Source organism: Mesorhizobium sp. B2-5-3, from assembly GCF_006441005.1.
Classification (GTDB): Bacteria; Pseudomonadota; Alphaproteobacteria; order Rhizobiales; family Rhizobiaceae; genus Mesorhizobium.
The window spans coordinates 201,363-220,488 of the sequence record NZ_VFUS01000001.1 but is presented as its reverse complement, the minus strand read 5'-3'; the positions used below and the strand labels follow the sequence as shown (position 1 = coordinate 220,488).

Genomic DNA, 19,126 nt, shown 5'->3' with positions numbered 1-19,126 from the left:
GTAGATGAGACTTCTCTTCCTCGGCGACATGGTCGGCAAGACAGGCCGCACGGCGGTGTGGGAGCAATTGCCGGGCCTGATCTCGGATTTCAAGCTCGATTTCGTCATCGTCAACGGCGAAAACGCGGCCGGCGGCTTCGGCATCACCGAGGAGATTTTTCGCGAGACCATCGCGGCCGGCGCCGATGTCGTCACCACCGGCAACCATGTCTGGGACCAGCGCGATGCGCTCGCCTTCGCGCCGCGCGAAGAGCGCTTCCTGCGCCCGTCCAATTTTCCCAAGGGCACGCCCGGGCGCGGCTCGGGCGTCTACATCGCCAGGAGCGGCGCGCGCGTGCTGGTCGCCAACATCATGGGCCGGGTGTTCATGCATCCCGAGCTCGACGATCCCTTCCAGGCTGGCGAGCGCGAGCTTGCCGCCTGTCCGCTCGGCGAGCAGGCGGATGCCGTGGTCATCGACTTCCACGCCGAGGCGACCTCCGAAAAAATGTGCTTCGCGCATTTCGTCGACGGTCGCGCCAGCCTCGTGGTCGGCACTCACACCCACCAGCCGACCGCCGATCACCATATCCTCAATGGCGGCACCGGCTACATTTCCGACGCGGGCATGTGCGGCGATTATGATTCGTCGCTCGGCATGGACAAGGAGGAGCCGCTCAACCGGTTCCTGTCGAAAGTGCCGAAGGGGCGTTTCGAGGCGGCGACCGGACCCGCGACCTTGTGCGGCGTCGGCGTTGATATTTCCGACCGCACGGGGCTGACCGAGAAGATCGCGCCGTTTCGCCGCGGGCCGCGGCTCGAGGAAACGGCGCCGTCCTTCTGGACGTGACATTGATATAGGGGCTCTCAATACCTAACTGCCGGCGACACTGCTCTAGATCGTAGAGGGGACGACCTCCATGCAGCTTATCGAGTTCCTGGCGCCGCACTTCGCCTTCGTGTTCGATCCCACCGCCTGGGTCGCGCTGTTGACCCTGGTGGTGCTCGAGATCGTGCTCGGCATCGACAACCTGATCTTTATCTCGATCCTGACCAACAAGCTGCCGGAAGCACAGCGAGCCCGCGCCCGCCGGCTCGGCATCTCGGCGGCGCTCGTCATGCGGCTGGTGCTGCTCGCCACCATCTCGATCATCGTCCAACTGACGGCGCCGGTCTTCACCGCCCTTGGCCACGGCTTTTCCTGGCGCGACCTGATCCTGATCGCCGGTGGCCTGTTCCTGGTGTGGAAGGCGACCAAGGAGATCCATCACACGGTCGACCCCGACGACCACCAGGACACGATGCTGGGCGAGACCGTGCAGATGAGCCTTGCCGGCGCCATCTTCCAGATACTGCTTCTCGACCTTGTCTTCTCCATCGATTCCATCATTACCGCCGTCGGCATGACCGACGAGATCGCCATCATGTACATCGCCGTCATCGTGGCGGTTACGGTGATGATGCTGGCGGCTACGCCGTTGGCGAACTTCATAGCCAGGAACCCGAGCATCGTCATGCTGGCGCTGGGCTTCCTGTTGATGATCGGCATGACGCTGATCGCCGACGGCATGGGCTACCATGTGCCCAAGGGTTATATCTACGCGGCGATGGGTTTTTCGGCGCTCGTCGAAGGCCTCAACATGCTGGCGCGGAACCGCAAGAAGGCGAAGTCCGGCGGCGGGCATTGAGCCTGACGACATGGCCAATGCCGAGTTCAGGCTGACTCTTACGAAATTGTACGTACAATATCGTTGCGATTCGAATGGGATGCTGAAAGAGCCAGGCGCAAACTTGCCAAGCTCGGCATCGGATTCGATCTCGCGCAGAAGGTGTTCGATGATCCGCTTTATCTCATCGTGCCCGACCGGTTTGAAGATGGTGAGCAGCGTTGGCACGCTATCGGGACGATCGATGCCGTAGTGGTCATGCTGGTTGTACACACATATCCTGATCGCGAAGATGAGGAACGAGTTAGGATTGTTGGTGCCCGGAAAGCGACAGCGCATGAAAGGAGGCGCTATGAGCAAGAAGGACCTTAGTCAGGATCAGCGCAACCAGCTCGCCAAGCTGGCTGGTTTGCCTGACAGCGAAATTAATACTTCCGACATCCCAGAAGTTCCGGCGGAGAATTGGATTCATGCTCGTCGTGGACATCTTTACAGACCACTCAAGCAGCCAGTGACAATCAGACTCGATGCCGACGTGCTATCGTGGTTCAAGGAGCATGTCGGGGGTGGTGGTTACCAGACCGAAATCAATCGTGTGCTCCGCCATCACGTGATCGAGCAGGAAAAGCGTAGAACCTGAGCCGGTTCAACTCCCCGGCGCGCCCTTCGGGTGACGGTCGCCGATCAGGCCTAGTGTCAGGCCTTGTTCGAGCCAGGCCTTGGCGCCGGCCAGAACGAGCGTGAAGCCGCCGGTTGAATCGACCGCCTGTTTCGCCTGTTCGTCGCCGTTGCCGGCAAAGCCGAAATTGCGGACCTCCAGGAAGGTCGCGTCACCTGGCATTTCGGTGAAGGTCCAGATCACCGTGGTCGGCGGATCGCCCCATTGCATGGAGATCTTTTCGTTGGCGACGATCTCGCTGACGACCACGGTCGTCGAGATGCCATACATGCGCCACTCCCATTGAACCGGCTTGCCGCCGTCCAACCTGCCGCTGGAATGGGTGAACCAGAATTTCGTGGTGATCTCCGGGTTGACGATGGCCTCGAAAACGTCGGAGACCGGCCGCCGGATCATCATGGCGGCTTCGGCCGTCGGTGTCTCGCGGATTTCCATACCGTTCTCCCCTGCCGAATACGCCTTCACCAGGCGTCGGGCTCCCGCACCATGTGAACGATGTTGGCGGGGCTGGTGATCCAGAAACCGCGGAAGCCTTCTCCCAGCGGCTCGATGGCGTCGCATCGCTCGACGCCGACCTTGGCGAGATGATCGGCGGCGCCCGGGAAATCCCCGGTGAACAGTCCCAGCCAGATCTCGGCTTGGCCCGGTCCTGCTATGGCAGATTGATCTGCCAGGAAACGCCGAACCTGTCGTTCAGCCAGGCGAAACGGCGGCTGAAACCGTAATTGCCGGTCGGCATCAGAAACGTGCCGTCTTTGGACAAGGCCTCGACGATGCGCTCCAGCTCTTCTTCGGTGGAACAGTCGACGAAGAGCGAGACCGACGGCGTGAAGGTGAAGGCGTGGTGCACAGGGCTGTTGAAGATCATGACCTCCGTGCCGCCGATGGATGCGCGAGCCAGCTTGACTGCCCCTTCGGGTCCGTCCTCGCCTGCACCGTAGCGCGTGAGGTCGAGGACGCGGCTATCCGGAATGGTCTCACAATAGAAGGCCATGGCTTGCTCGGCCTTGCCTTCGAACATCAGGAACGGGGTTACTTTCACGGCAGGCCTCCCTTCGCTCAAATGTTGGTCTCGTTGGCAGGCTCGCCCTTCATCTCGCTGCGGTAGTAGCCGTCGCGCAAATTGATGCCGTGTTCGACATAGGCCTTCATGCAGGCCAGCATCTGCGACCAGCCCTCGCAATTGAGATAGGACTTCTTCAGGCCGACCGCGTCCTCGTGCCAGCCGGCCTCGGCGATGGTGACGAAGGTGCCGCCGTCGTCGAGCGGCTCGAAATTCATCTCGATGCGGGTCTTGTAGGCCGGCTTTCCCTCTTCGTCGGTGGCATCCCAGCGCAGCACGATGCGGCTGTCCCTGACGATTTCGTCTACTTCGACCGGCACCTTGCCCCACCACACGACATTGGCGCCCGGCACCAAGGGCGCGCTGGCACCGCCGATGGTGGTGAAATAGGAGCTGAGCTTCTTCGGATTGACGACCGCGTCGAAGACGTCGGCGACCGGTTTGCCGATGCGTCCTGAAACCCTGAAACCAAGAGACATATCCACAGTTCCTTCCTTGATTGATAGGAGCTTATGTTATAAAAAAATAACATGTCAAGCCGATCGCAAGACGACAATGTTTTCAAGGCGCTGGCGCATCCGCGCCGGCGCGAGATGCTGGATCTGCTGAAGGACGCGCCAAAGACGACCGGCATGCTGTGCGAGGCGTTTTCCGACATCGACCGCTGCACCGTCATGCTGCATCTCAAAGTGCTGGAAGAGGCCGATCTCATCGTGGCGCGGCGCGAGGGGCGCGAGCGCTGGAACAATCTCAATGCGCTGCCGATCAAGCAGATACACGACCGCTGGATCAGCCAGTACGCCGGCCATGCGCTTAGTATCATCGACCGGCTGAAGTCGGATCTGGAGGGGTGAACAGCCGTCACGGCTTTTGCCGTGCGTGGCAAAGCGCGGCGCGGCTGGACGAATTGAGCCGATTTATCTATAAGCCGGCCATTCCGACAAAGAGCGCCATACGTCCATTCGGACGCAGCAGGGACGTTCTGACATTTTGAATTCGAGCATTGCGGAAGGCGGGTCATGCATCTCGCCGCGCGATGCTCTAGCCGAACACGACAGGGGTGCCATGGCTGGCCATTCACAGTTCAAGAACATCATGCACCGCAAGGGCCGTCAGGACGCGGTGCGGTCGAAAATGTTTTCCAAGCTGGCGCGCGAAATCACCGTCGCGGCCAAGAGCGGGACCCCCGATCCGTCGATGAATCCGCGCCTGCGCCTTGCCGTGCAGAACGCCAAGGCGGTGTCGATGCCGAAGGACAACATCCAGCGCGCCATCAACAAGGCGTCGATGGGCGACGCCGAAAATTACGAAGCCGTGCGTTACGAGGGCTACGGTCCCGGCGGCGTCGCCGTAATCGTCGAGGCGCTGACCGACAATCGCAACCGCTCGGCTTCGAATGTGCGCGCCGCCTTCACCAAGGCCGGTGGGGCGATGGGCGAAACCGGCTCGGTGTCGTTCATGTGGGATCGGGTCGGCGAGATCTATTATCCAGCATCGGCCGGCAGCGCCGACAAGGTCATGGACGCGGCAATCGAAGCCGGCGCCGATGACGTGGAGTCGGATGAGGAAGGCCACACCATCTATTGCGCCTTCGAAAACCTCGGCGAGGTGTCGAAGGCACTCGAAGCCTCTCTCGGCGAGGCGGAATCGGTGAAGCCGATCTGGAAACCGCAGAACAATATTCCGGTCGATGAAGAACGCGCCCAGTCGCTGATGAAGCTGGTCGCCACGCTCGAGGACGACGATGACGTTCAAAGCGTCTACGCCAATTTCGAGGTCGACGAGGAGACCATGGCCAAGCTCAGCGCTGCGTGAGCAAAGCCTGACATGATCGAAAAACCGCTGCCCACCATCCGCATCACCTATTGCACGCAGTGCCAGTGGCTGCTGCGTGCCGGCTGGATGGCGCAGGAACTGCTATCGACATTCGGCACCGATCTGGGCGAGGTGACGCTGGTGCCCGGCACCGGCGGCGTCTTCACCATATCGTGCAACGAGGTGCTGGTCTGGGACCGCAAGCGCGACGGCGGCTTTCCGGATGCGGCAAAACTCAAGCAACTGGTGCGCGACGTCATCGACCCGGACCGCGATCTCGGTCATTCCGACCGCAAGGCGAAGAGCTGAGACTTCCGCAGAAGCCGGACGTCATTTTCCTCGCCTCTGCCCGAAAATCGCGCCGATCCCCGCGCCGATTGCTATGCCCATGCCGATGCCGACGGCAGGGTCATCCATCGCTGCGCCACAGACAGCGCCGAGGCCGATCCCCGCGGCAATGCCCAAGGCCATGGTGGAATGCGGGTCGTTCACGGCGCTTCTCCCGACAAACACGCCTCGGTTGCCGCGATGCCGAACGCGGCGGACCGAGACATGTCAACGCGCGGCGAACCAGAAGGATGCCAGCGCGGTGATGGCGGTGATCGCGCGCACGTGGTTCCACATCACCCAGTCCCTGAGATAGGTGGTCCATACAGCAGCGCCGTTGCTGCTCGCCGGATCGATGGCGGCCAGCGCGTCGTTGAGCGGCACGTTGAAAACCATCGTCACGATCGGGTTGCCGACGAGATAGATGACTGCGCCGGCCAGCAGCCAGAAGGAGCCTGGCTGCTGCCAGCCGATGATGGCGCCGGCGATCAAGACAAGGCAGATCAGGCCGGTGCCGAACAAGGCGGTCATGAACATCGGCGTGATGACGGTGATGTTGATCGAGTTCATGGCGGCGATACCGCCCGCGGCAGGCAGGCGAGCCATTGCCGGCATGACGAAGTTGGAAAAGGCGAAGAACACGCCGCCAACAACGCCCGAGCCGATAGCGGCGATGAAGATGAGGGTGGGAAGTAATTTCGGGATCATGTCAGTTGCTCCAGATGCCGGTTGCGGCGGTTTCAGTCGCAATGGGCAGAAAAGTTTTGGGGGGTGGCCGGGCACCTGTTCGACGCCTTCAAATCAACTATCCCGTCTGCTTCTTTCAAAACATGAGAAATCCTCATATTTGCAAAACGTGATAAACCCTCGTATTTTGCGAGTCAAGTCATTTCTGGGTGGCATTGCCGCCCGGCATCTGTTGAAGAGCCATGGAAAAAACCGCCACGTCCCCACCGGAACAGGTCGCCACGCCACGCCGCGCGCCGAGCCAGCAGCGCAGCCGTGAACGGGTCGAGCGCATGCTCGCCGCCGCCTCGGCGCTGATTGCGGAGCAAGGCAGCGATGCCATGCGCATGGGCGAGGTGGCGGAGCGGGCTGGGGTGTCGATCGGCTCGCTCTACCAGTTCTTCCCCGACAAGCGGGCGATCGTCTGGGCGCTGGCCGAGCGCTACACCGCCGAAAGCCAGGCCTGCATTTCAGCCACGCTCAAGGACGTCGGCGACGCCGAGGGCCTTCGGCGGGCGTTCTCGGAATTGGTGGACATTTATTACCACCTGTTCCTGGCGGAGCCGGTGATGCGCGATATCTGGTCGGGCACGCAGGCCGACAAAGCGCTGCGCGAACTGGAGCTCGCCGACAGCCGTGCGAACGCCGAATTTCTCACTGCGACGCTCAAACGCCTGCGGCCCGATGCCGATGCCGTCGCGCTGGAGACGACGGCGTTTCTCGTTTGGCAGATGGGCGAGGCCGCCATGCGGCTGGCGATCTCGGTCGAGCGGAAGGAGGGCGACAGGCTGGTCGCCGCCTACAAGCGCATGGCGCTCAGGGAATTGCTTGCGGAATAGGATGCTCTCACCCGCCCCCTCGTGGGGAGGGTCGCTGCGAAGCAGCGGGGTGGGGCAGCGCCGACCCCCACCCCGACCTTCGGTCCGACCTCCCACACGGGACCGACAAGGCGGAGGTGGGGGCAAGCGCCAGCGTGAAGGGACGTGCATTGGCCAACAAAAAACCCGCCACGGGGGCGGGTTCTCTGGTCTGCGAAAAGCTGATGAGGCCTAGAGGCCGAAACCTTCGAAGCGCTTCTTGAACTTCGACAGGCGGCCGCCGCGGTCGAGCAGGGTCTGCTGGCCGCCGGTCCAGGCCGGGTGCGTGGTCGGGTCGATGTCGAGGTTCATCGTATCGCCTTCCTTGCCCCAGGTCGAACGGGTCATGTACTCGGTGCCGTCGGTCATGACGACCTTGATGGTGTGGTAGTCGGGATGGATATCGGTCTTCATGGCTCGGTTCCTGGTTTGCCGGGCGCGGCTGACGGGCTGAAAGCCTGCGTCGATGCGCCCCTTTTTAAAACTCGAAGCCGCAGCTATTGAGGAGCCACGGCTTCTAAAACGGTCGGCGAGCCTATACATCAGCCGGAATTGAATCACAAGGCCGCGGCAAGCGCATATTGAGGCGCATAGCTGAAGGCGGCCAAGAGGAAAGACCAGGATGGCGCAAACCAGCAGCGCAGACGAGCGCCGGCGCTCGCTCAAGCCGCTCAGGCGCCTGTTTCCCTACATCGGCCGCTACCGCACATTGGTGGCGGGCGCCGTCATCTCGCTGATCGTCGCGGCGGTGACGACGCTGGCGCTGCCGCTGGCGGTACGGCGCATGATCGATCATGGTTTCACGCCGTCCGGTTCCTCCTTCATCGCCGAATATTTCGCCGCGCTGGTGGCGATGGCCGCGCTGCTGGCGGCGGCATCGGCGGGCCGCTACTATTTCGTCATCACGCTCGGCGAGCGCGTCGTCGCCGATATCAGGCGCGATGTCTTTGCCCATGTGACGAAACTGTCGCCGGCCTTCTTCGACACTGCCCAGTCGGGCGAGATCGTGTCGCGGCTCGCCGCCGATACCACGCAGGTCAAATCGGCGGTCGGGGCGACCGCTTCGGTGGCGCTGCGCAATGTCATCCTTGGCCTCGGCGCGGTCGCGATGATGGTTTTCACCAGCCCGAAACTGTCCGGGCTGGTCATCGCAGCCATTCCAATCATCGTGCTGCCGCTGGTCGCCTTCGGCCGCTCGGTGCGGCGCAAGTCAAGGCAGGCGCAGGACACGCTGGCCGATGCCACCGCCTATGCCAGCGAGCAGATCGGCGCGGTGCGCACATTGCAGGCCTTCACCAATGAGACGCTGGTCACCGGGCGTTTTTCGGGTGCCGTCGAGGCCGCCTTCGAGGCCGCGCGCGCCTCGATCTTCGCGCGCTCGTTCCTCACCTTCTTCGCCATCTTCACGATTTTCTCCTCGGTCGTGGCGGTGCTGTGGTTCGGCTCGCGCGACGTGCTCGACGGCAATCTGTCGCCGGGCACGCTAGGCCAGTTCCTGCTCTATTCGGTATTCGCCGCCGGTGCGCTCGGCGCGCTATCGGAGGTCTGGGGCGAATTGGCCCAGGCAGCAGGTGCCGCCGAACGGCTGACCGAAATCCTCGCCGAGGAGCCGGCGATCGTGGCGCCTGCCAATCCCAGGCCGCTGCCGGTGGCGAGCAAGGGAGCGATCAGCTTCGAGGCCGTGTCCTTTTCCTACCCGGCCCGGCCCGACCGCGCCGCCGTCCACGGCCTGAGCTTCTCGGTCAAGCCTGGCGAGACGGTGGCGATCGTCGGTCCCTCGGGAGCGGGCAAGAGCACGGTGTTCTCGCTGATCCTGCGCTTCTACGATCCGGAGACCGGCAGGATCCTGATCGACGGCGTCGACATCCGCGAAGCCGACCCCCTTTCGATACGGCAGCGCATCGCCATCGTGCCGCAGGACGTCACCATCTTCGCGGCCAGCGCGCGCGACAATATCGGCTTCGGCCGGCCGGGCGCCAGCGAGTCAGAGATCGAAGCGGCGGCAAAGGACGCGCTGGCCGACGAATTCATCCTCAAGCTCGAGAAGGGCTATGACAGCCAGGTCGGCGAGCGCGGCGTGACGCTGTCGGGCGGGCAACGCCAGCGGGTGGCGATCGCCCGCGCCATCCTGCGCGACGCGCCGATTCTGTTGCTCGACGAGGCGACCTCGGCACTCGACGCCGAAAGCGAGACGCTGGTGCAAATGGCGCTGGAGCGGCTGATGCGGGGCCGCACCACGATCGTCATCGCGCACCGCCTGGCGACGGTGCTGAAGGCCGACCGCATCCTGGTGATGGATGGCGGCCGCATCGTCGAGGAAGGCACGCATCAGAGCCTGGTGACCAAGGGCGGCATCTATGCCCGGCTGGCCAAGCTGCAGTTCGAGACCGGCGCCAGCGCCTTCAGGGGCGCGGCTGAGTAGCGGCGACGCTGGGCGTGCTCACGCGGCTCCATACCGTTTGCGCAGGTGGTCGGTGAAATAGACGGCATTGAGCTTTTCACCGGTGGCGCGTTCGAGCAGGTCGGGCGTCGACCAGCGCGATCCGTGCGACCATATGTTCTTGCGGCGCCAATCGTTGATGGCACCGAAATTCCCCATGGCAAGATCGTCATCGGCCGACGGATGCTCCCGCGTCAGCGCCGCCCATTGCTGCGCCGCCATTATCGCGCCCAGCGTGTAGGAGGGAAAGTAGCCAAAGGCGGCAGCAGGCCAATGCACGTCCTGCATCGGCCCGTCCGCGGGGTTGTCGATGGTTGAGAGGCCGAGATAGTCGCGCATCCTGGCGTCCCAGGCCTCGGGCAGTTCGGCCACCTCGAGCCTGCCGGAGACGAGCTCCTGCTCCAGTTCATAGCGCAGGATGACATGCAGCGGATACGTCACCTCGTCGGCATCGACACGGATCAGGCCGCGCTCGACATGGTGGACATGCGGCAGGATGTCGTCGAGCGACCAGATTTCGCCGAGATGCTTTTCCACGACCGGCAATGCCCAACGCCAGAAGGCGGGATTGCGCCCGATCTGCTTTTCAACGAACAGACTCTGGCTTTCATGCACGGCCATGCCGCGCGCCTTGCCGAGCGGCCAGTGCGACCAGGCCTTCGGCAGGTTCTGCTCGTAGAGTGCGTGGCCGGTCTCGTGCAGCACGCCCATCAGCGCCGACAAGAAATCGGAAGTCTTGTAGCGGGTGGTGATGCGCACGTCGCTCGGCACACCGCCACAGAACGGATGGTGCGACACCGACAGCGAGCCGTGCGTCAGGTCGAAGCCGACCGCCGCCATCATGGCAAGGCCGAGTTCACGCTGCCTGTCGATCGCGTAGCTGCCCGCAAGCGGCTTCAGCGGATGCTTGCGCAGCCGCGCTTCCTGCGCCGCCAGCGCTTCCGGCACGAACCCCTTGAGGAAAGCCTTCAAGTCGGCGAACACCGGGGTGATGTCGGCGGTGCGGTTGCCGGGGTCGTATTGCTCCATCAGCGCGTCGTAGGGGGCGAGGCCGAGGATGTCGGCGCGCAGGGCCGCCTCTTCGCGCACCAGCGCCACCACGCCTTCAAGCGCCGGCAGGAAGCCCGCCCAGTCGTTCTTGGCCCGCAGGTCGCGCCACAGCTGCTCGCAGCGCATGCGGGCGGTCGTCTGGCGTTCGACGAATTCGACCGGCAGGCAGGTCAGGTTGGTGTATTGCCGCCGCAGTTCGGCCAGCGCCGCCCGCTGTTCATCGTCAAGCGCCTCGCCTTCGGCGGCGGCGATCCAGTCCGCTATTTCCGGCGCGGTCGCCCTGGTGTGGTACATGCCGGCAAGTGCCGCCATGGCCTCGGCGCGCTTCTCGCCGCCACCGACGGCCATGTGGGTCGCTTCATCGGCGCCGAGGATGGCCAGCGCGTGCTCCAGGGCTTCGAGCTTGTGGCCGAGGTCATCGAGTTTTTGAAAGGACATGGCGGCTTCCGTGATTGGGAAGGGCGAAAAAGATACCAACGCCGGCGCGTTTGCAACCCTCACGCGCCGTCCGGCAGATGCGCCTTGCGCTGGCGAGCCGACGCGTGAAATGCTGCCCGACGATACATCACGAGGGAATACGATGATCGGCAACATCCTGGTCGGGCTGGTGGCTTTGATCCATGTCTATATCGTCTATCTGGAGATGGTGCTCTGGGATACGCCGCGCGGGCACAAGGCATTCCGGCTGACGCCGGAATTCGCCAGCGCCTCGAAGGTGCTTGCCGCCAATCAGGGTCTCTATAACGGCTTTCTCGCCGCCGGCCTGATCTGGGCCCTCTACCTCGGCACGGCCGGTTTCCAGGTCAAGGTTTTCTTCCTGCTCTGCGTGGCCGTTGCCGGGCTCTACGGGGCGGCAACGGTCGGTCGCAAGATCCTGTTCGTGCAGGCCGCGCCGGCAGCGGCTGCCTTGGTAGCGGTCTGGCTCGGCTGGTGAGGAAAAGAGGCGCCTGCGGGATTGGGTCCCGTAGACGCCAGGTGGTCCCTTCCTTTTGGGCCGCGATCAGAATGGCCTCAGCCGTTCGGATAGTTCCCGCCGTCGGCGCCGTCGCCCATCAGGAAACCGCTACCGATGTCGACCCTCAGCCGCTGGTCGACATTGTCGAGACGGCGCAGCAGGTCATGATATTGTGCGGCCGGTATCCTGCCGTGATCCGACGAGGCTATCTTCTCCGCCGCCTGACCTATGCGAGCGGTGCGCATCTCCAGGCGCTCCGCCGCGGCCGGGGTGATGTTGTTGGCCTGTCTGGCGGTGATTATGCCCTGATGCACGCCTTGAACCTGTTCAATGAGAGCCTCGACACGCGGGCCGGTCATGTCGGTTGGGTCGGTCGCGTCGAGCGCGCCCTTGTGGTGACCCGCGGCGTAGGCGCCGGCAAGCGGGGCGGCGACAAGAATCGCGGCAAGGGTTGCAGTCTTGAGAGATGCTGAAGAGCGCATGACGGCGCCTCCTTTTGCTGCGGAAAAGAACGGCTCTGCCGTTCCGCTTCCGGACGATGCGGGCCGTCCAGTTCCGTCGCGTCGCGATGGGAGGCATCGCCGGCGGTTCTCGGCCCTGCGCAGCACGCTAGGAGCGCTTTGCGGCGAAGTGTAATTAAAAAAAGATAATCTTTTCAGGCCTTGCCGGTGCACAACTGCGCCCTAGAGTTGAGCCGGCGAACAAATTCGCGTGAGATCGCGTGATGATGGATCACCGTTCGGTGAGCTTCAGTTCGATCCGGCGGTTCTTGTTGCGCGCCTCTTCGGTGTCGGCGGGATCGAGCGGCTGGAACTCGCCGAAGCCGGCGGCGACCAGCCGGTTGGCCGGCACGCCGTTCTCGATCAGGAACTTCACCACGGAAGTGGAGCGCGCCGTCGACAGCTCCCAATTGTCGCGATACCGACCGGTGCCGGACAGCGGCTTGTTGTCGGTATGGCCGTCGACGCGCAGCACCCAGTTGATCTCCGGGGGAATCTCCTTCTGCAACTCGATGATGGCGTCGGCAAGTTTCTTCATCTCGACCTTGCCGGCATCGTTGATCACCTCCGAGCCGGTCGGAAACAACACTTCCGACTGGAAGACGAAGCGGTCGCCGACTATGCGGATGTTCTCGCGGTCGGCGAGGATTTCGCGCAGGCGGCCGAAGAAGTCGGAGCGGTAGCGGTTGAGTTCCTGCACGCGCTGCGCCAGCGCCACGTTGAGGCGGCGGCCAAGGTCGGCGATCTTGGTGTTGGAATCCCGGTCGCGGGCCTCGGAGACGTTGAGCGCGTCCTCGAGCGCGCCGATCTGCTTGCGCAAGGCCGCGATCTGCTGATTGAGGATCTCGACCTGGCTCAGCGCCTGCTGGCTGATCTGGCGCTGGCTGTCGAGCTCGCCCGTCAGCGCCGCCGCGCGCTGGTTGGCCGCATCACCGGCGCCCGCACCTTGCGCCAGCAGCTGCTGGAGCCGGCTCTTCTCCGCTTCGGCCGCCGACAGCGATGCCTGCAGATTGGCGAGCGAATCCTCCTTGTCCTGTGTCGTGGAACGCTCCAGCGCCAGAAGCTGCGTCAGTTCGTTGATCTGCGAATTGAGACGCGACAGCACGGCGTCCTTGCCGGAGATTTCGCGGCCGAGCAGGAACTGCGCCAGCACGAAGACGGTGAGCAGGAACATGATGGCCAGAAGCAGCGTCGACAACGCGTCGACGAAGCCCGGCCAATAGTCGATGCGGCGGTCGGCGCGCCGGCTCCTGGCGAGCGCCATGCTAGTGCACCCCGGTCTTCTTCAGGGCGTCGGCGATCTTTTCCAGCGTGTTGCGCATCGCCTTTTGTTCATCCGACTGTGCTTCGACCCAGTCGCGCATGATCTGCTGCTCGGAGCGCATGTTCTTGACCAGGCCGGAAATGCCGTCGGCGAGATTGGCCATGGCGGTGGCGACGCGCGGATTGGAGCCGCCGCCATTCTCCTGCATGCTGCGCAGCCGCTCCGACAGCAGGCGGATTTCATCGGAAGGCTCGGTCCGGACCGCGTCGGAGACGACGATGTCGGACGACAGGTCGGTGACCGAGGACAGCCAGTTCTCCAGTTCGGTGTAGAAGCGCGTCTGCGCGCGGCCGGCCTGCAGGTCGAGGAAACCGAGAACGAGCGAGCCGGACAGGCCGAACAGCGAGGACGAGAAGGCCGTGCCCATGCCGGCGAGCGGCGCCGACAGCCCTTGCTTCAGCGAATCCAGCACAGCGGCGGCATCGCCGGTGCCGGGATCGAGCGACTCGATGGTCTCGCGGATGGAGCCGATCGTGTTCAGCAGGCCCCAGAAGGTGCCGAGCAGGCCAAGGAACACCAGGAGGCCGACGAGGTAGCGCGAGGTGTCGCGGCTTTCATCGAGCCGCGTGGCGATGGAGTCGAGCATGGTGCGCATCGAGCTGGTCGAAAACGCCATGCTCGACGAGCGGCCGATCATCGCCTTCATCGGCGCCAGCAGCACCGGTTCGGTGATCTCGGAACCGGCGCGGAAGGAGTTGACCCAGCGCACTTCGCGAAACAGCCGCCCGACCTGGACGAAGGCCAAAAGGATGCCGACGGCAAGCACGCCGATGATCAGGCCGTTGAGCCCCGGATTGGTGACGAAGGCGGTCGAGATCTGCCGTGTCAGGATCGCTGCGATGAAGGCGACGATGGCCAGGAAGATGACCATGGTCAGGAGAAAGACCTGCGGGCTCGACAATTTGTGTGGGTCGTAGATCAGCACGTCGGAGCGCCTGCCCATGCCGAAGGATCTGAGAAAAGCCATCCGTGCCCCGTTTCCGATGCCGCTGCCGCCGATCACGTCGTCGGCGACTCTAAACGGAATTGTGACCAAATTGAATGGTGCTTGGCAATATTGCCGCCAGCAGTTTCAGAGACGGTTGATGACCAGGCAATCGACCATCGCCGCCAGATGCAGGCCTGCGCCGGTGACCACGAAACCATGCCACAGCGCGTTGTGGAAGCGCAGCCCCTTCCAGGCGAAGAAGATCACGCCGCAGGAATAGACGACGCCGCCGGCGACGATGAGCACGATCGCCGTCGTCGGCAAGGTAGCGACGAGCGGCTCGACCAGGACGATGCCGCTCCAGCCGATGGCGAGATAGAAGACGATCGCCAGCCGGTCGAAGCGGCCGGGGAAAAACACCTTTATGGCGATGCCGATAATGGCCGCGGTCCAGACCAGGACGATCATCCAGCCGGCCAGCGCCGAGCCGTCGAGCTGCGCGAGAAAGGGCGTGTAGGTGGCGGCGATGAGCAGATAGATCGCAGCGTGGTCGAAACGCCGCAAAATCCATTTCACCGGCGAAGTCACCGGCCATAGATTGTAGGTCAGCGACACCGAGAGCACGGTGAGCAGCGACACGACATAGAAGGCGGCGGCGATGTATTCGCCCGGTCCGACCCGAAAGGCGGCCAGCGCCAGCAGCGCCGAACCGGCCGCGATCGCCAGCACGATGCCGACGGCATGGACGATGCCGTCGGCGATCATCTCGGCACGCGAATAGTGCCATCGTCCGACAAAGGGGATCTCGATCTGCGGCGGCGTCTTGATCATCATCATCCTGCGTCAACCCTATCTGGGCAAGCGCCGGACAGTATTTCAAGCTTTGTTTGCGGTTTTGCGACTGCGGCGCTTCAGCGCGGCGGGGATTTGACATTACTCCGCGCTTATTCCTGCTTCAGCGGGCAGCGAGCGGCTTTTTCACGGCCTTCAGGAGGGCGCGCTGGATGATCTCGTTGCCGGCGACGACCGAACCGTTGTCGAGCATGTCCTGACCGCCGTCCATGTCGGAGGCGAACCCTCCTGCTTCACGGATCAGCAACAGGCCGGCTGCGATGTCCCAGGGCGACAGGCCGACTTCCCAGAATCCGTCCATGCGGCCGGCGGCGACGTAAGCGAGATCGAGCGAGGCCGAACCCAGGCGCCGGACGCCGGAAACCTCGGCCATGACATTGCGTAACTCGATCAGGAAATTGCCATGCTGGCCACGCCCCAGATGCGGCACCCCGCAGCCGATGACGGTGTCGATGAGCTTGGTGCGGCCGGCGACACGCAGGCGGCGGTCGTTCATGAAGGCGCCGCCGCCGCGCTCGGTCGTATAGAGCTCGTCCATGGCCGGATTGTAGATCACGCCGGCCACGATCTGGCCCTGGCGCTCGAGCGCGATCGAGACAGCGAAAAGCGGAATGCCGTGCAGGAAATTGGTGGTGCCGTCGAGCGGATCGACGATCCAGCGGTGCTGGCTGTCATCGCCGGCGATCGTGCCGCGCTCTTCCATCAGGAAGCCGTAACCGGGCCGCGCCTTCGACAGTTCGGCAAAGACAATATCCTCGGCCTTGCGGTCGGCCTGGCTGACATAGTCGCCCGGTCCCTTCATCGAGACCTGCAGGTTCTGGACCTCGCCGAAATCGCGCGACAGCGAGCGGCCGGCCTTCATTGCGGCCTGGACCATGACGTTGAGAAGGGCTGAGCGTGCCATCGTAACTCTTCCTGCTGCACGCGCTTTAACCTTTGTCCTGATGCATGTCGGTGACCCGAAACCTGGGCCACCTCTGGGCGACATGCATCAGTCGGCGCGGCGCATATAAGTGATTTCATTGGTGTCGACGACGATGCGTTCCCCCGCGCCGATGAATGGCGGCACCAGCACGCGAATGCCGTTTTCCAGCACCGCGGGCTTGTAGGAAGAGGCCGCCGTCTGGCCCCTTACCACCGGGTCCGCTTCGGTGATGGTCAGCGTTACCTGGTCGGGGAGCGAAATGCCGATAGGCCTTTCCTCGTAGAGCTGGACCGTCACCATCATGCCGTCCTGCAGGAAAGCGGCGCGGTCTCCGACGAAGTCCTTCGCCAGCTCGAGCTGCTCGTAGCTCTCGGTGTCCATGAACACCAGGGCGTCGCCCTGCTCGTAGAGGAAGGAAAAATCCTTGAGATCGAGCCGGATCTGCTCGACCGTCTCTGCCGAACGGAAGCGCTCGTTCAGCTTTGTGCCGTTGATGAGGTTCTTCAATTCGACCTGGTTATAGGCGCCGCCCTTGCCCGGCTTGACCGTGTTGGTCTTGACGGCCACCCACAGGCCGCCATCGTGCTCGATGACGTAGCCGGGACGGATTTCGTTGCCGTTGATCTTGGCCATAATGATGTGATCCGGGAATGAGATGTTCGCAAGACAGCGATTTCGGGCCTCCAAGACCACAAATCGCCCGAAGAGGCAAGCTGGCGCTGATCGGGTGTCCCGTGGCGGCGGCTCAATCGAAGCGCACGATGGTGCCGCGTTGCGGCGTCTTGTCCTGCGAGAAATCGAGCATGACCTCGTCGACATAGCACCAGCCCCACGTCTCGGGCGGGTCGTAGGCCTCGATGACCGGATGGCCGGTCGCCCGGTAGTGGCCGGTGGCGTGACGGTTCGGAGAACTGTCACAGCAGCCGACATGGCCACAGGTGCGGCACAGCCGCAGATGCACCCACCAGGAACCGGTCTTCAGGCACTCCTCGCAACCTTCGGCGCTTGGCGTTACCTCGAGGATGAAGCTGCCATGCGTGCATCGTTTGTCGGGCGAAGCCATTTCATTGCCTCCTTGGAGAAGCGATGCCGCGATATAAACCCTCAACCGCTCTCATCGAAACCGCGGCGACCGCTTCGGTAATGATATCGAAGACTTTTGCCAGCCGACGGATCTGCGACGACCGCATGATAGCCATCTGCATGGAAAGATCGAGGTCACTTGCCTCGACGAGCATCGCGCGATGACTTCCGCTGGATTTCCGCTGATCGCGTCAGGGCAGGCGGTTTGCCTTCTGCAGTGCCTGCTTGGTCTGGTCGTCGCTCAATCCTTGCAGGAAATCGTCCATCTCGGGGTCGATGAGGCCGGCGCGGCGGGCGACGATGTACCAGGCGCCGGCAAGCACGAGGTCCGGCTCGGTGCCGATGCCTTGCATATAGAGTTTCGCCAGGCGGTTCTGGGCGGCGACATTGCCGCCTTCGGCGGCCTGCTTCATCCAGCCGAAGGCGGATTTCAAATCACGCCCGCCGCCGCGGCCCTCGATCATCCAGGTGGCGAGGTCGAGTTGCGCGGTGTCATAGTTTTGCCGCGCGGCCTGAGCCAGCAGGCGCCGGGCCTGGGCGTCGTCGCGCGATTTGCCGCCGACGCCGTTGGCATAGATCTGTGACATCGCATACTGGGCGTCGGCGAGGCCGGTCGCCGCGGCGCGCTCGTAATAGGTCACGGCCTTGGCGATGCCGGCGTCGCCGGGGTCCTGCTGGACCAGCATCTGCGCGAAATTGAATTGTGCCAGCCGGTTGCCCGCTTCGGCGGCGGCCTGCATCAGCGCATAGGCTTCCTTTTCGTCCTTTTTGACGTAGCGGCCGTCGAGCAGCATCAGCGCATATTGGAACTGCGATTCCGGCACCCCTTGCTCGGCGGCGGCTGCGTACCATTTCGCCGCTTCGGCCGCATTGAGGGGCACGCCCAGTCCGCGCGACAGGATCTCGGCCACCAGCGTCTGCGCCGCCGGGTCGCCGTTTTGCGCCCGCACCAGCGCGAGGTTGTAGGCGGTCTTGTAGAGTCCGCGCTGGAAAGCCCCGTAGGCCGCATCCGCCGGCTTGGCGCCGAAGCGGTCGGGATTGATCGCGTCGGCCGAAGGCAATGGCGCTGGCTCGGCGGTGGTGGCGGGCTGCGGCAACTGCTTTTCGATCGGCTTGTCGGTATGCACGCCGGCATCCGGCTTAGGGTGCGGCGAAGGAATCGTTTCGGCGGCAGCGGCCTGGATCATGACCGCAGCAAGCAGGGCCTGAAGGGGAAGCCTTGCCGAAGACACGTCAGTCCTCGAAACGCGGTGCGGTTTCGTCGAGCAGCGCATTGGCCCGCGCGATCGCCGCCTTGGGATCGACGCCGTCGGCGAACACCGCACTCGACAGGGCGACGAACTCGGCGCCCGTATCTGCGACGGTTTCGATCGAAGCGAGCTCCGATCCGGCCATGACAATGCAGGGGATCTGAATCATCTGCGCCCACCATTGTCCCAGCGCCAGGTTGCGCGGATGCGGATCGGGCTTGTTGTCGTAGCCGAAGCGGCCGAAGAAAATATAGTCGGGCCTGACTTCGCCGAGTTCGAGCGCGTCATCACGTGTCTTGGCGCCGCCGGCGCCGACCATCATTTTTGCCTGGAAATGCTCGACCGTCTCGGCGAGCTCGGCCTTGGAGACCTCGACATGAATGCCGTCGGCCTGGACACGCCCGGCGATGCGCGTATCGCCGGCAATGACGACCGCGATGCCGGCCGCCTGTGCCGCCGGTACGATTTCGGCGGCGAAGGCCTGGAAGGAAGCTTCGTCCATGTCGTTCTGCGGCAGGATGAGCGAGGCGACGTCGCCGCCCTCGAAGGCCGAGACGATACGGGCGGCCGGCACGCCAGATGGCGCGATCAGCACGATGCGGCAGCGATTGGGGGGCGTTGCGTCGTTCATGGTCTTCGATCCCGGGTTTCGCCTATGCCGGGCGAAGATGGTTGGATTGCGGCATAGAGCAAAGTGCCCGCTTTG

Annotated in this window: 27 protein-coding genes and 1 pseudogene; 10 read left to right on the top strand and 18 right to left on the bottom strand. The window is 63.6% G+C overall.

Annotated features, from left to right (window positions below; genetic code table 11):
• The first annotated feature begins 4 nt into the window (after positions 1 to 4).
• The 4 genes from FJ867_RS01165 (at position 5) to FJ867_RS01150 (ending at position 2,286) form a co-directional block, all read left to right on the top strand.
• Entirely contained in the window at positions 5 to 829 is an 825-nt protein-coding gene (locus FJ867_RS01165; RefSeq protein WP_140493122.1) for a YmdB family metallophosphoesterase, read from the top strand.
• A gap of 70 nt (positions 830 to 899) precedes the next feature.
• The gene (locus tag FJ867_RS01160) at positions 900 to 1,667 is read left to right on the top strand and encodes a TerC family protein (RefSeq protein WP_140525034.1); all 768 of its coding nucleotides are present in this window, start codon (positions 900 to 902) and stop codon (positions 1,665 to 1,667) included.
• Between the two features lie 63 nt (positions 1,668 to 1,730).
• On the top strand, positions 1,731 to 2,018 hold the full coding sequence (locus FJ867_RS01155; RefSeq protein WP_140566813.1) for a BrnT family toxin: 288 nt from the start codon (positions 1,731 to 1,733) through the stop codon (positions 2,016 to 2,018).
• Entirely contained in the window at positions 1,999 to 2,286 is a 288-nt protein-coding gene (locus FJ867_RS01150; RefSeq protein ID WP_140816296.1) for a BrnA antitoxin family protein, read from the top strand. The genes FJ867_RS01155 and FJ867_RS01150 overlap by 20 nt, the downstream gene beginning before the upstream one ends.
• Positions 2,287 to 2,292: 6 nt before the next feature.
• On the opposite strand, the gene FJ867_RS01145 is transcribed toward FJ867_RS01150, so the two are convergent.
• The 4 genes and pseudogenes from FJ867_RS01145 to FJ867_RS01130 form a co-directional block, all read right to left on the bottom strand.
• Positions 2,293 to 2,760, bottom strand: a complete 468-nt coding sequence (locus tag FJ867_RS01145) for an SRPBCC family protein (RefSeq protein ID WP_140816294.1) — start codon at positions 2,758 to 2,760, stop codon at positions 2,293 to 2,295.
• 26 nt (positions 2,761 to 2,786) lie between these two features.
• A pseudogene (locus tag FJ867_RS28935) lies at positions 2,787 to 2,966 on the bottom strand (hypothetical protein); the annotation flags it as partial.
• A gap of 11 nt (positions 2,967 to 2,977) precedes the next feature.
• Positions 2,978 to 3,367: a VOC family protein gene (locus FJ867_RS01135; protein ID WP_224518932.1), complete on the bottom strand. Its 390-nt coding sequence runs from the start codon at positions 3,365 to 3,367 to the stop codon at positions 2,978 to 2,980.
• A 17-nt stretch (positions 3,368 to 3,384) separates the two neighbouring features.
• Positions 3,385 to 3,867, bottom strand: a complete 483-nt coding sequence (locus FJ867_RS01130) for an SRPBCC domain-containing protein (protein WP_140816292.1) — start codon at positions 3,865 to 3,867, stop codon at positions 3,385 to 3,387.
• A gap of 51 nt (positions 3,868 to 3,918) precedes the next feature.
• Here FJ867_RS01130 and FJ867_RS01125 point away from each other — a divergent pair, with 51 nt between their 5' ends.
• From FJ867_RS01125 to FJ867_RS01115, 3 genes are all read left to right on the top strand, one after another.
• Positions 3,919 to 4,242, top strand: a complete 324-nt coding sequence (locus FJ867_RS01125) for a helix-turn-helix domain-containing protein (protein WP_140525038.1) — start codon at positions 3,919 to 3,921, stop codon at positions 4,240 to 4,242.
• A 211-nt stretch (positions 4,243 to 4,453) separates the two neighbouring features.
• Positions 4,454 to 5,203, top strand: coding sequence for a YebC/PmpR family DNA-binding transcriptional regulator (locus FJ867_RS01120; RefSeq protein WP_140525039.1), 750 nt, complete (start codon positions 4,454 to 4,456; stop codon positions 5,201 to 5,203).
• A 12-nt stretch (positions 5,204 to 5,215) separates the two neighbouring features.
• Positions 5,216 to 5,512 (top strand): SelT/SelW/SelH family protein, encoded by a 297-nt coding sequence (locus tag FJ867_RS01115; protein WP_140493146.1) that lies wholly within the window; start codon positions 5,216 to 5,218, stop codon positions 5,510 to 5,512.
• 21 nt (positions 5,513 to 5,533) lie between these two features.
• On the opposite strand, the gene FJ867_RS28620 is transcribed toward FJ867_RS01115, so the two are convergent.
• Together FJ867_RS28620 and FJ867_RS01110 are read right to left on the bottom strand one after the other, a co-directional pair.
• Positions 5,534 to 5,695 carry a hypothetical protein gene (locus FJ867_RS28620; protein WP_181168316.1) on the bottom strand — a complete coding sequence of 54 codons (162 nt, stop codon included), beginning with the start codon at positions 5,693 to 5,695 and terminating at the stop codon, positions 5,534 to 5,536.
• A 63-nt stretch (positions 5,696 to 5,758) separates the two neighbouring features.
• Entirely contained in the window at positions 5,759 to 6,238 is a 480-nt protein-coding gene (locus FJ867_RS01110; protein ID WP_181167604.1) for a DUF1772 domain-containing protein, read from the bottom strand.
• A gap of 221 nt (positions 6,239 to 6,459) precedes the next feature.
• On the opposite strand from FJ867_RS01110, the gene FJ867_RS01105 reads away from it, so the two are divergent.
• On the top strand, positions 6,460 to 7,095 hold the full coding sequence (locus tag FJ867_RS01105; protein ID WP_140517544.1) for a TetR/AcrR family transcriptional regulator: 636 nt from the start codon (positions 6,460 to 6,462) through the stop codon (positions 7,093 to 7,095).
• Between the two features lie 210 nt (positions 7,096 to 7,305).
• Here the strand turns inward: FJ867_RS01105 and rpmE are convergent, their stop codons facing one another.
• Entirely contained in the window at positions 7,306 to 7,527 is a 222-nt protein-coding gene (rpmE, locus tag FJ867_RS01100) for a 50S ribosomal protein L31 (protein ID WP_006327661.1), read from the bottom strand.
• 208 nt (positions 7,528 to 7,735) lie between these two features.
• Between rpmE and FJ867_RS01095 the strand changes: the two genes are divergently transcribed.
• Entirely contained in the window at positions 7,736 to 9,535 is a 1,800-nt protein-coding gene (locus FJ867_RS01095; RefSeq protein ID WP_140493152.1) for an ABC transporter transmembrane domain-containing protein, read from the top strand.
• Positions 9,536 to 9,553: 18 nt separating this feature from the next.
• On the opposite strand, the gene FJ867_RS01090 is transcribed toward FJ867_RS01095, so the two are convergent.
• The gene (locus tag FJ867_RS01090; protein WP_140525040.1) at positions 9,554 to 11,041 is read right to left on the bottom strand and encodes a carboxypeptidase M32; all 1,488 of its coding nucleotides are present in this window, start codon (positions 11,039 to 11,041) and stop codon (positions 9,554 to 9,556) included.
• A 142-nt stretch (positions 11,042 to 11,183) separates the two neighbouring features.
• On the opposite strand from FJ867_RS01090, the gene FJ867_RS01085 reads away from it, so the two are divergent.
• Entirely contained in the window at positions 11,184 to 11,537 is a 354-nt protein-coding gene (locus FJ867_RS01085; protein WP_140493158.1) for a DUF1304 domain-containing protein, read from the top strand.
• A gap of 77 nt (positions 11,538 to 11,614) precedes the next feature.
• Here FJ867_RS01085 and FJ867_RS01080 read toward each other — a convergent pair whose 3' ends face one another.
• From FJ867_RS01080 to FJ867_RS01040, 10 genes are all read right to left on the bottom strand, one after another.
• Positions 11,615 to 12,040, bottom strand: coding sequence for a hypothetical protein (locus FJ867_RS01080; protein WP_140493161.1), 426 nt, complete (start codon positions 12,038 to 12,040; stop codon positions 11,615 to 11,617).
• 250 nt (positions 12,041 to 12,290) lie between these two features.
• A complete protein-coding gene (locus tag FJ867_RS01075) occupies positions 12,291 to 13,322 on the bottom strand; it encodes a peptidoglycan -binding protein (RefSeq protein WP_140493164.1) in 1,032 nt (343 codons plus the stop codon).
• Between the two features lies 1 nt (position 13,323).
• Positions 13,324 to 14,349 (bottom strand): MotA/TolQ/ExbB proton channel family protein, encoded by a 1,026-nt coding sequence (locus FJ867_RS01070; RefSeq protein ID WP_140493167.1) that lies wholly within the window; start codon positions 14,347 to 14,349, stop codon positions 13,324 to 13,326.
• A 105-nt stretch (positions 14,350 to 14,454) separates the two neighbouring features.
• Positions 14,455 to 15,141 carry a hemolysin III family protein gene (locus FJ867_RS01065; protein WP_140493526.1) on the bottom strand — a complete coding sequence of 229 codons (687 nt, stop codon included), beginning with the start codon at positions 15,139 to 15,141 and terminating at the stop codon, positions 14,455 to 14,457.
• Positions 15,142 to 15,265: 124 nt separating this feature from the next.
• Positions 15,266 to 16,066, bottom strand: a complete 801-nt coding sequence (locus FJ867_RS01060) for an inositol monophosphatase family protein (RefSeq protein ID WP_140493170.1) — start codon at positions 16,064 to 16,066, stop codon at positions 15,266 to 15,268.
• An 87-nt stretch (positions 16,067 to 16,153) separates the two neighbouring features.
• On the bottom strand, positions 16,154 to 16,720 hold the full coding sequence (efp, locus tag FJ867_RS01055) for an elongation factor P (RefSeq protein WP_140493174.1): 567 nt from the start codon (positions 16,718 to 16,720) through the stop codon (positions 16,154 to 16,156).
• 112 nt (positions 16,721 to 16,832) lie between these two features.
• Positions 16,833 to 17,150 (bottom strand): UBP-type zinc finger domain-containing protein, encoded by a 318-nt coding sequence (locus FJ867_RS01050; protein WP_140525042.1) that lies wholly within the window; start codon positions 17,148 to 17,150, stop codon positions 16,833 to 16,835.
• A gap of 1 nt (position 17,151) precedes the next feature.
• Complete coding sequence (locus tag FJ867_RS28615; protein WP_181165380.1) at positions 17,152 to 17,325, bottom strand: hypothetical protein; 174 nt, start codon at positions 17,323 to 17,325, stop codon at positions 17,152 to 17,154.
• A gap of 36 nt (positions 17,326 to 17,361) precedes the next feature.
• Positions 17,362 to 18,402, bottom strand: a complete 1,041-nt coding sequence (locus FJ867_RS01045) for a tetratricopeptide repeat protein (protein ID WP_140517548.1) — start codon at positions 18,400 to 18,402, stop codon at positions 17,362 to 17,364.
• Position 18,403: 1 nt separating this feature from the next.
• On the bottom strand, positions 18,404 to 19,051 hold the full coding sequence (locus FJ867_RS01040) for a thiamine phosphate synthase (protein ID WP_140566831.1): 648 nt from the start codon (positions 19,049 to 19,051) through the stop codon (positions 18,404 to 18,406).
• Positions 19,052 to 19,126: the final 75 nt, after the last annotated feature.

What these genes read in the sequence shown, in the direction of transcription:
- FJ867_RS28615 (WP_181165380.1), bottom strand. Translation starts at nt 17,325, where the DNA reads ATGCTCGTCGAGGCAAGTGACCTCGATCTTTCCATGCAGATGGCTATC.
- FJ867_RS01095 (WP_140493152.1), top strand. Translation starts at nt 7,736, where the DNA reads ATGGCGCAAACCAGCAGCGCAGACGAGCGCCGGCGCTCGCTCAAGCCG.
- FJ867_RS01165 (WP_140493122.1), top strand. Translation starts at nt 5, where the DNA reads ATGAGACTTCTCTTCCTCGGCGACATGGTCGGCAAGACAGGCCGCACG.
- FJ867_RS01115 (WP_140493146.1), top strand. Translation starts at nt 5,216, where the DNA reads ATGATCGAAAAACCGCTGCCCACCATCCGCATCACCTATTGCACGCAG.
- FJ867_RS01065 (WP_140493526.1), bottom strand. Translation starts at nt 15,141, where the DNA reads ATGATCAAGACGCCGCCGCAGATCGAGATCCCCTTTGTCGGACGATGG.
- FJ867_RS01090 (WP_140525040.1), bottom strand. Translation starts at nt 11,041, where the DNA reads ATGTCCTTTCAAAAACTCGATGACCTCGGCCACAAGCTCGAAGCCCTG.
- rpmE (WP_006327661.1), bottom strand. Translation starts at nt 7,527, where the DNA reads ATGAAGACCGATATCCATCCCGACTACCACACCATCAAGGTCGTCATG.
- FJ867_RS01070 (WP_140493167.1), bottom strand. Translation starts at nt 14,349, where the DNA reads ATGGCTTTTCTCAGATCCTTCGGCATGGGCAGGCGCTCCGACGTGCTG.
- FJ867_RS01075 (WP_140493164.1), bottom strand. Translation starts at nt 13,322, where the DNA reads ATGGCGCTCGCCAGGAGCCGGCGCGCCGACCGCCGCATCGACTATTGG.
- FJ867_RS01120 (WP_140525039.1), top strand. Translation starts at nt 4,454, where the DNA reads ATGGCTGGCCATTCACAGTTCAAGAACATCATGCACCGCAAGGGCCGT.
- FJ867_RS01130 (WP_140816292.1), bottom strand. Translation starts at nt 3,867, where the DNA reads ATGTCTCTTGGTTTCAGGGTTTCAGGACGCATCGGCAAACCGGTCGCC.
- FJ867_RS01150 (WP_140816296.1), top strand. Translation starts at nt 1,999, where the DNA reads ATGAGCAAGAAGGACCTTAGTCAGGATCAGCGCAACCAGCTCGCCAAG.
- FJ867_RS01085 (WP_140493158.1), top strand. Translation starts at nt 11,184, where the DNA reads ATGATCGGCAACATCCTGGTCGGGCTGGTGGCTTTGATCCATGTCTAT.
- FJ867_RS01125 (WP_140525038.1), top strand. Translation starts at nt 3,919, where the DNA reads ATGTCAAGCCGATCGCAAGACGACAATGTTTTCAAGGCGCTGGCGCAT.
- FJ867_RS01050 (WP_140525042.1), bottom strand. Translation starts at nt 17,150, where the DNA reads ATGGCTTCGCCCGACAAACGATGCACGCATGGCAGCTTCATCCTCGAG.
- FJ867_RS01060 (WP_140493170.1), bottom strand. Translation starts at nt 16,066, where the DNA reads ATGGCACGCTCAGCCCTTCTCAACGTCATGGTCCAGGCCGCAATGAAG.
- FJ867_RS01040 (WP_140566831.1), bottom strand. Translation starts at nt 19,051, where the DNA reads ATGAACGACGCAACGCCCCCCAATCGCTGCCGCATCGTGCTGATCGCG.
- FJ867_RS01110 (WP_181167604.1), bottom strand. Translation starts at nt 6,238, where the DNA reads ATGATCCCGAAATTACTTCCCACCCTCATCTTCATCGCCGCTATCGGC.
- FJ867_RS01160 (WP_140525034.1), top strand. Translation starts at nt 900, where the DNA reads ATGCAGCTTATCGAGTTCCTGGCGCCGCACTTCGCCTTCGTGTTCGAT.
- FJ867_RS01145 (WP_140816294.1), bottom strand. Translation starts at nt 2,760, where the DNA reads ATGGAAATCCGCGAGACACCGACGGCCGAAGCCGCCATGATGATCCGG.
- FJ867_RS01080 (WP_140493161.1), bottom strand. Translation starts at nt 12,040, where the DNA reads ATGCGCTCTTCAGCATCTCTCAAGACTGCAACCCTTGCCGCGATTCTT.
- efp (WP_140493174.1), bottom strand. Translation starts at nt 16,720, where the DNA reads ATGGCCAAGATCAACGGCAACGAAATCCGTCCCGGCTACGTCATCGAG.
- FJ867_RS01105 (WP_140517544.1), top strand. Translation starts at nt 6,460, where the DNA reads ATGGAAAAAACCGCCACGTCCCCACCGGAACAGGTCGCCACGCCACGC.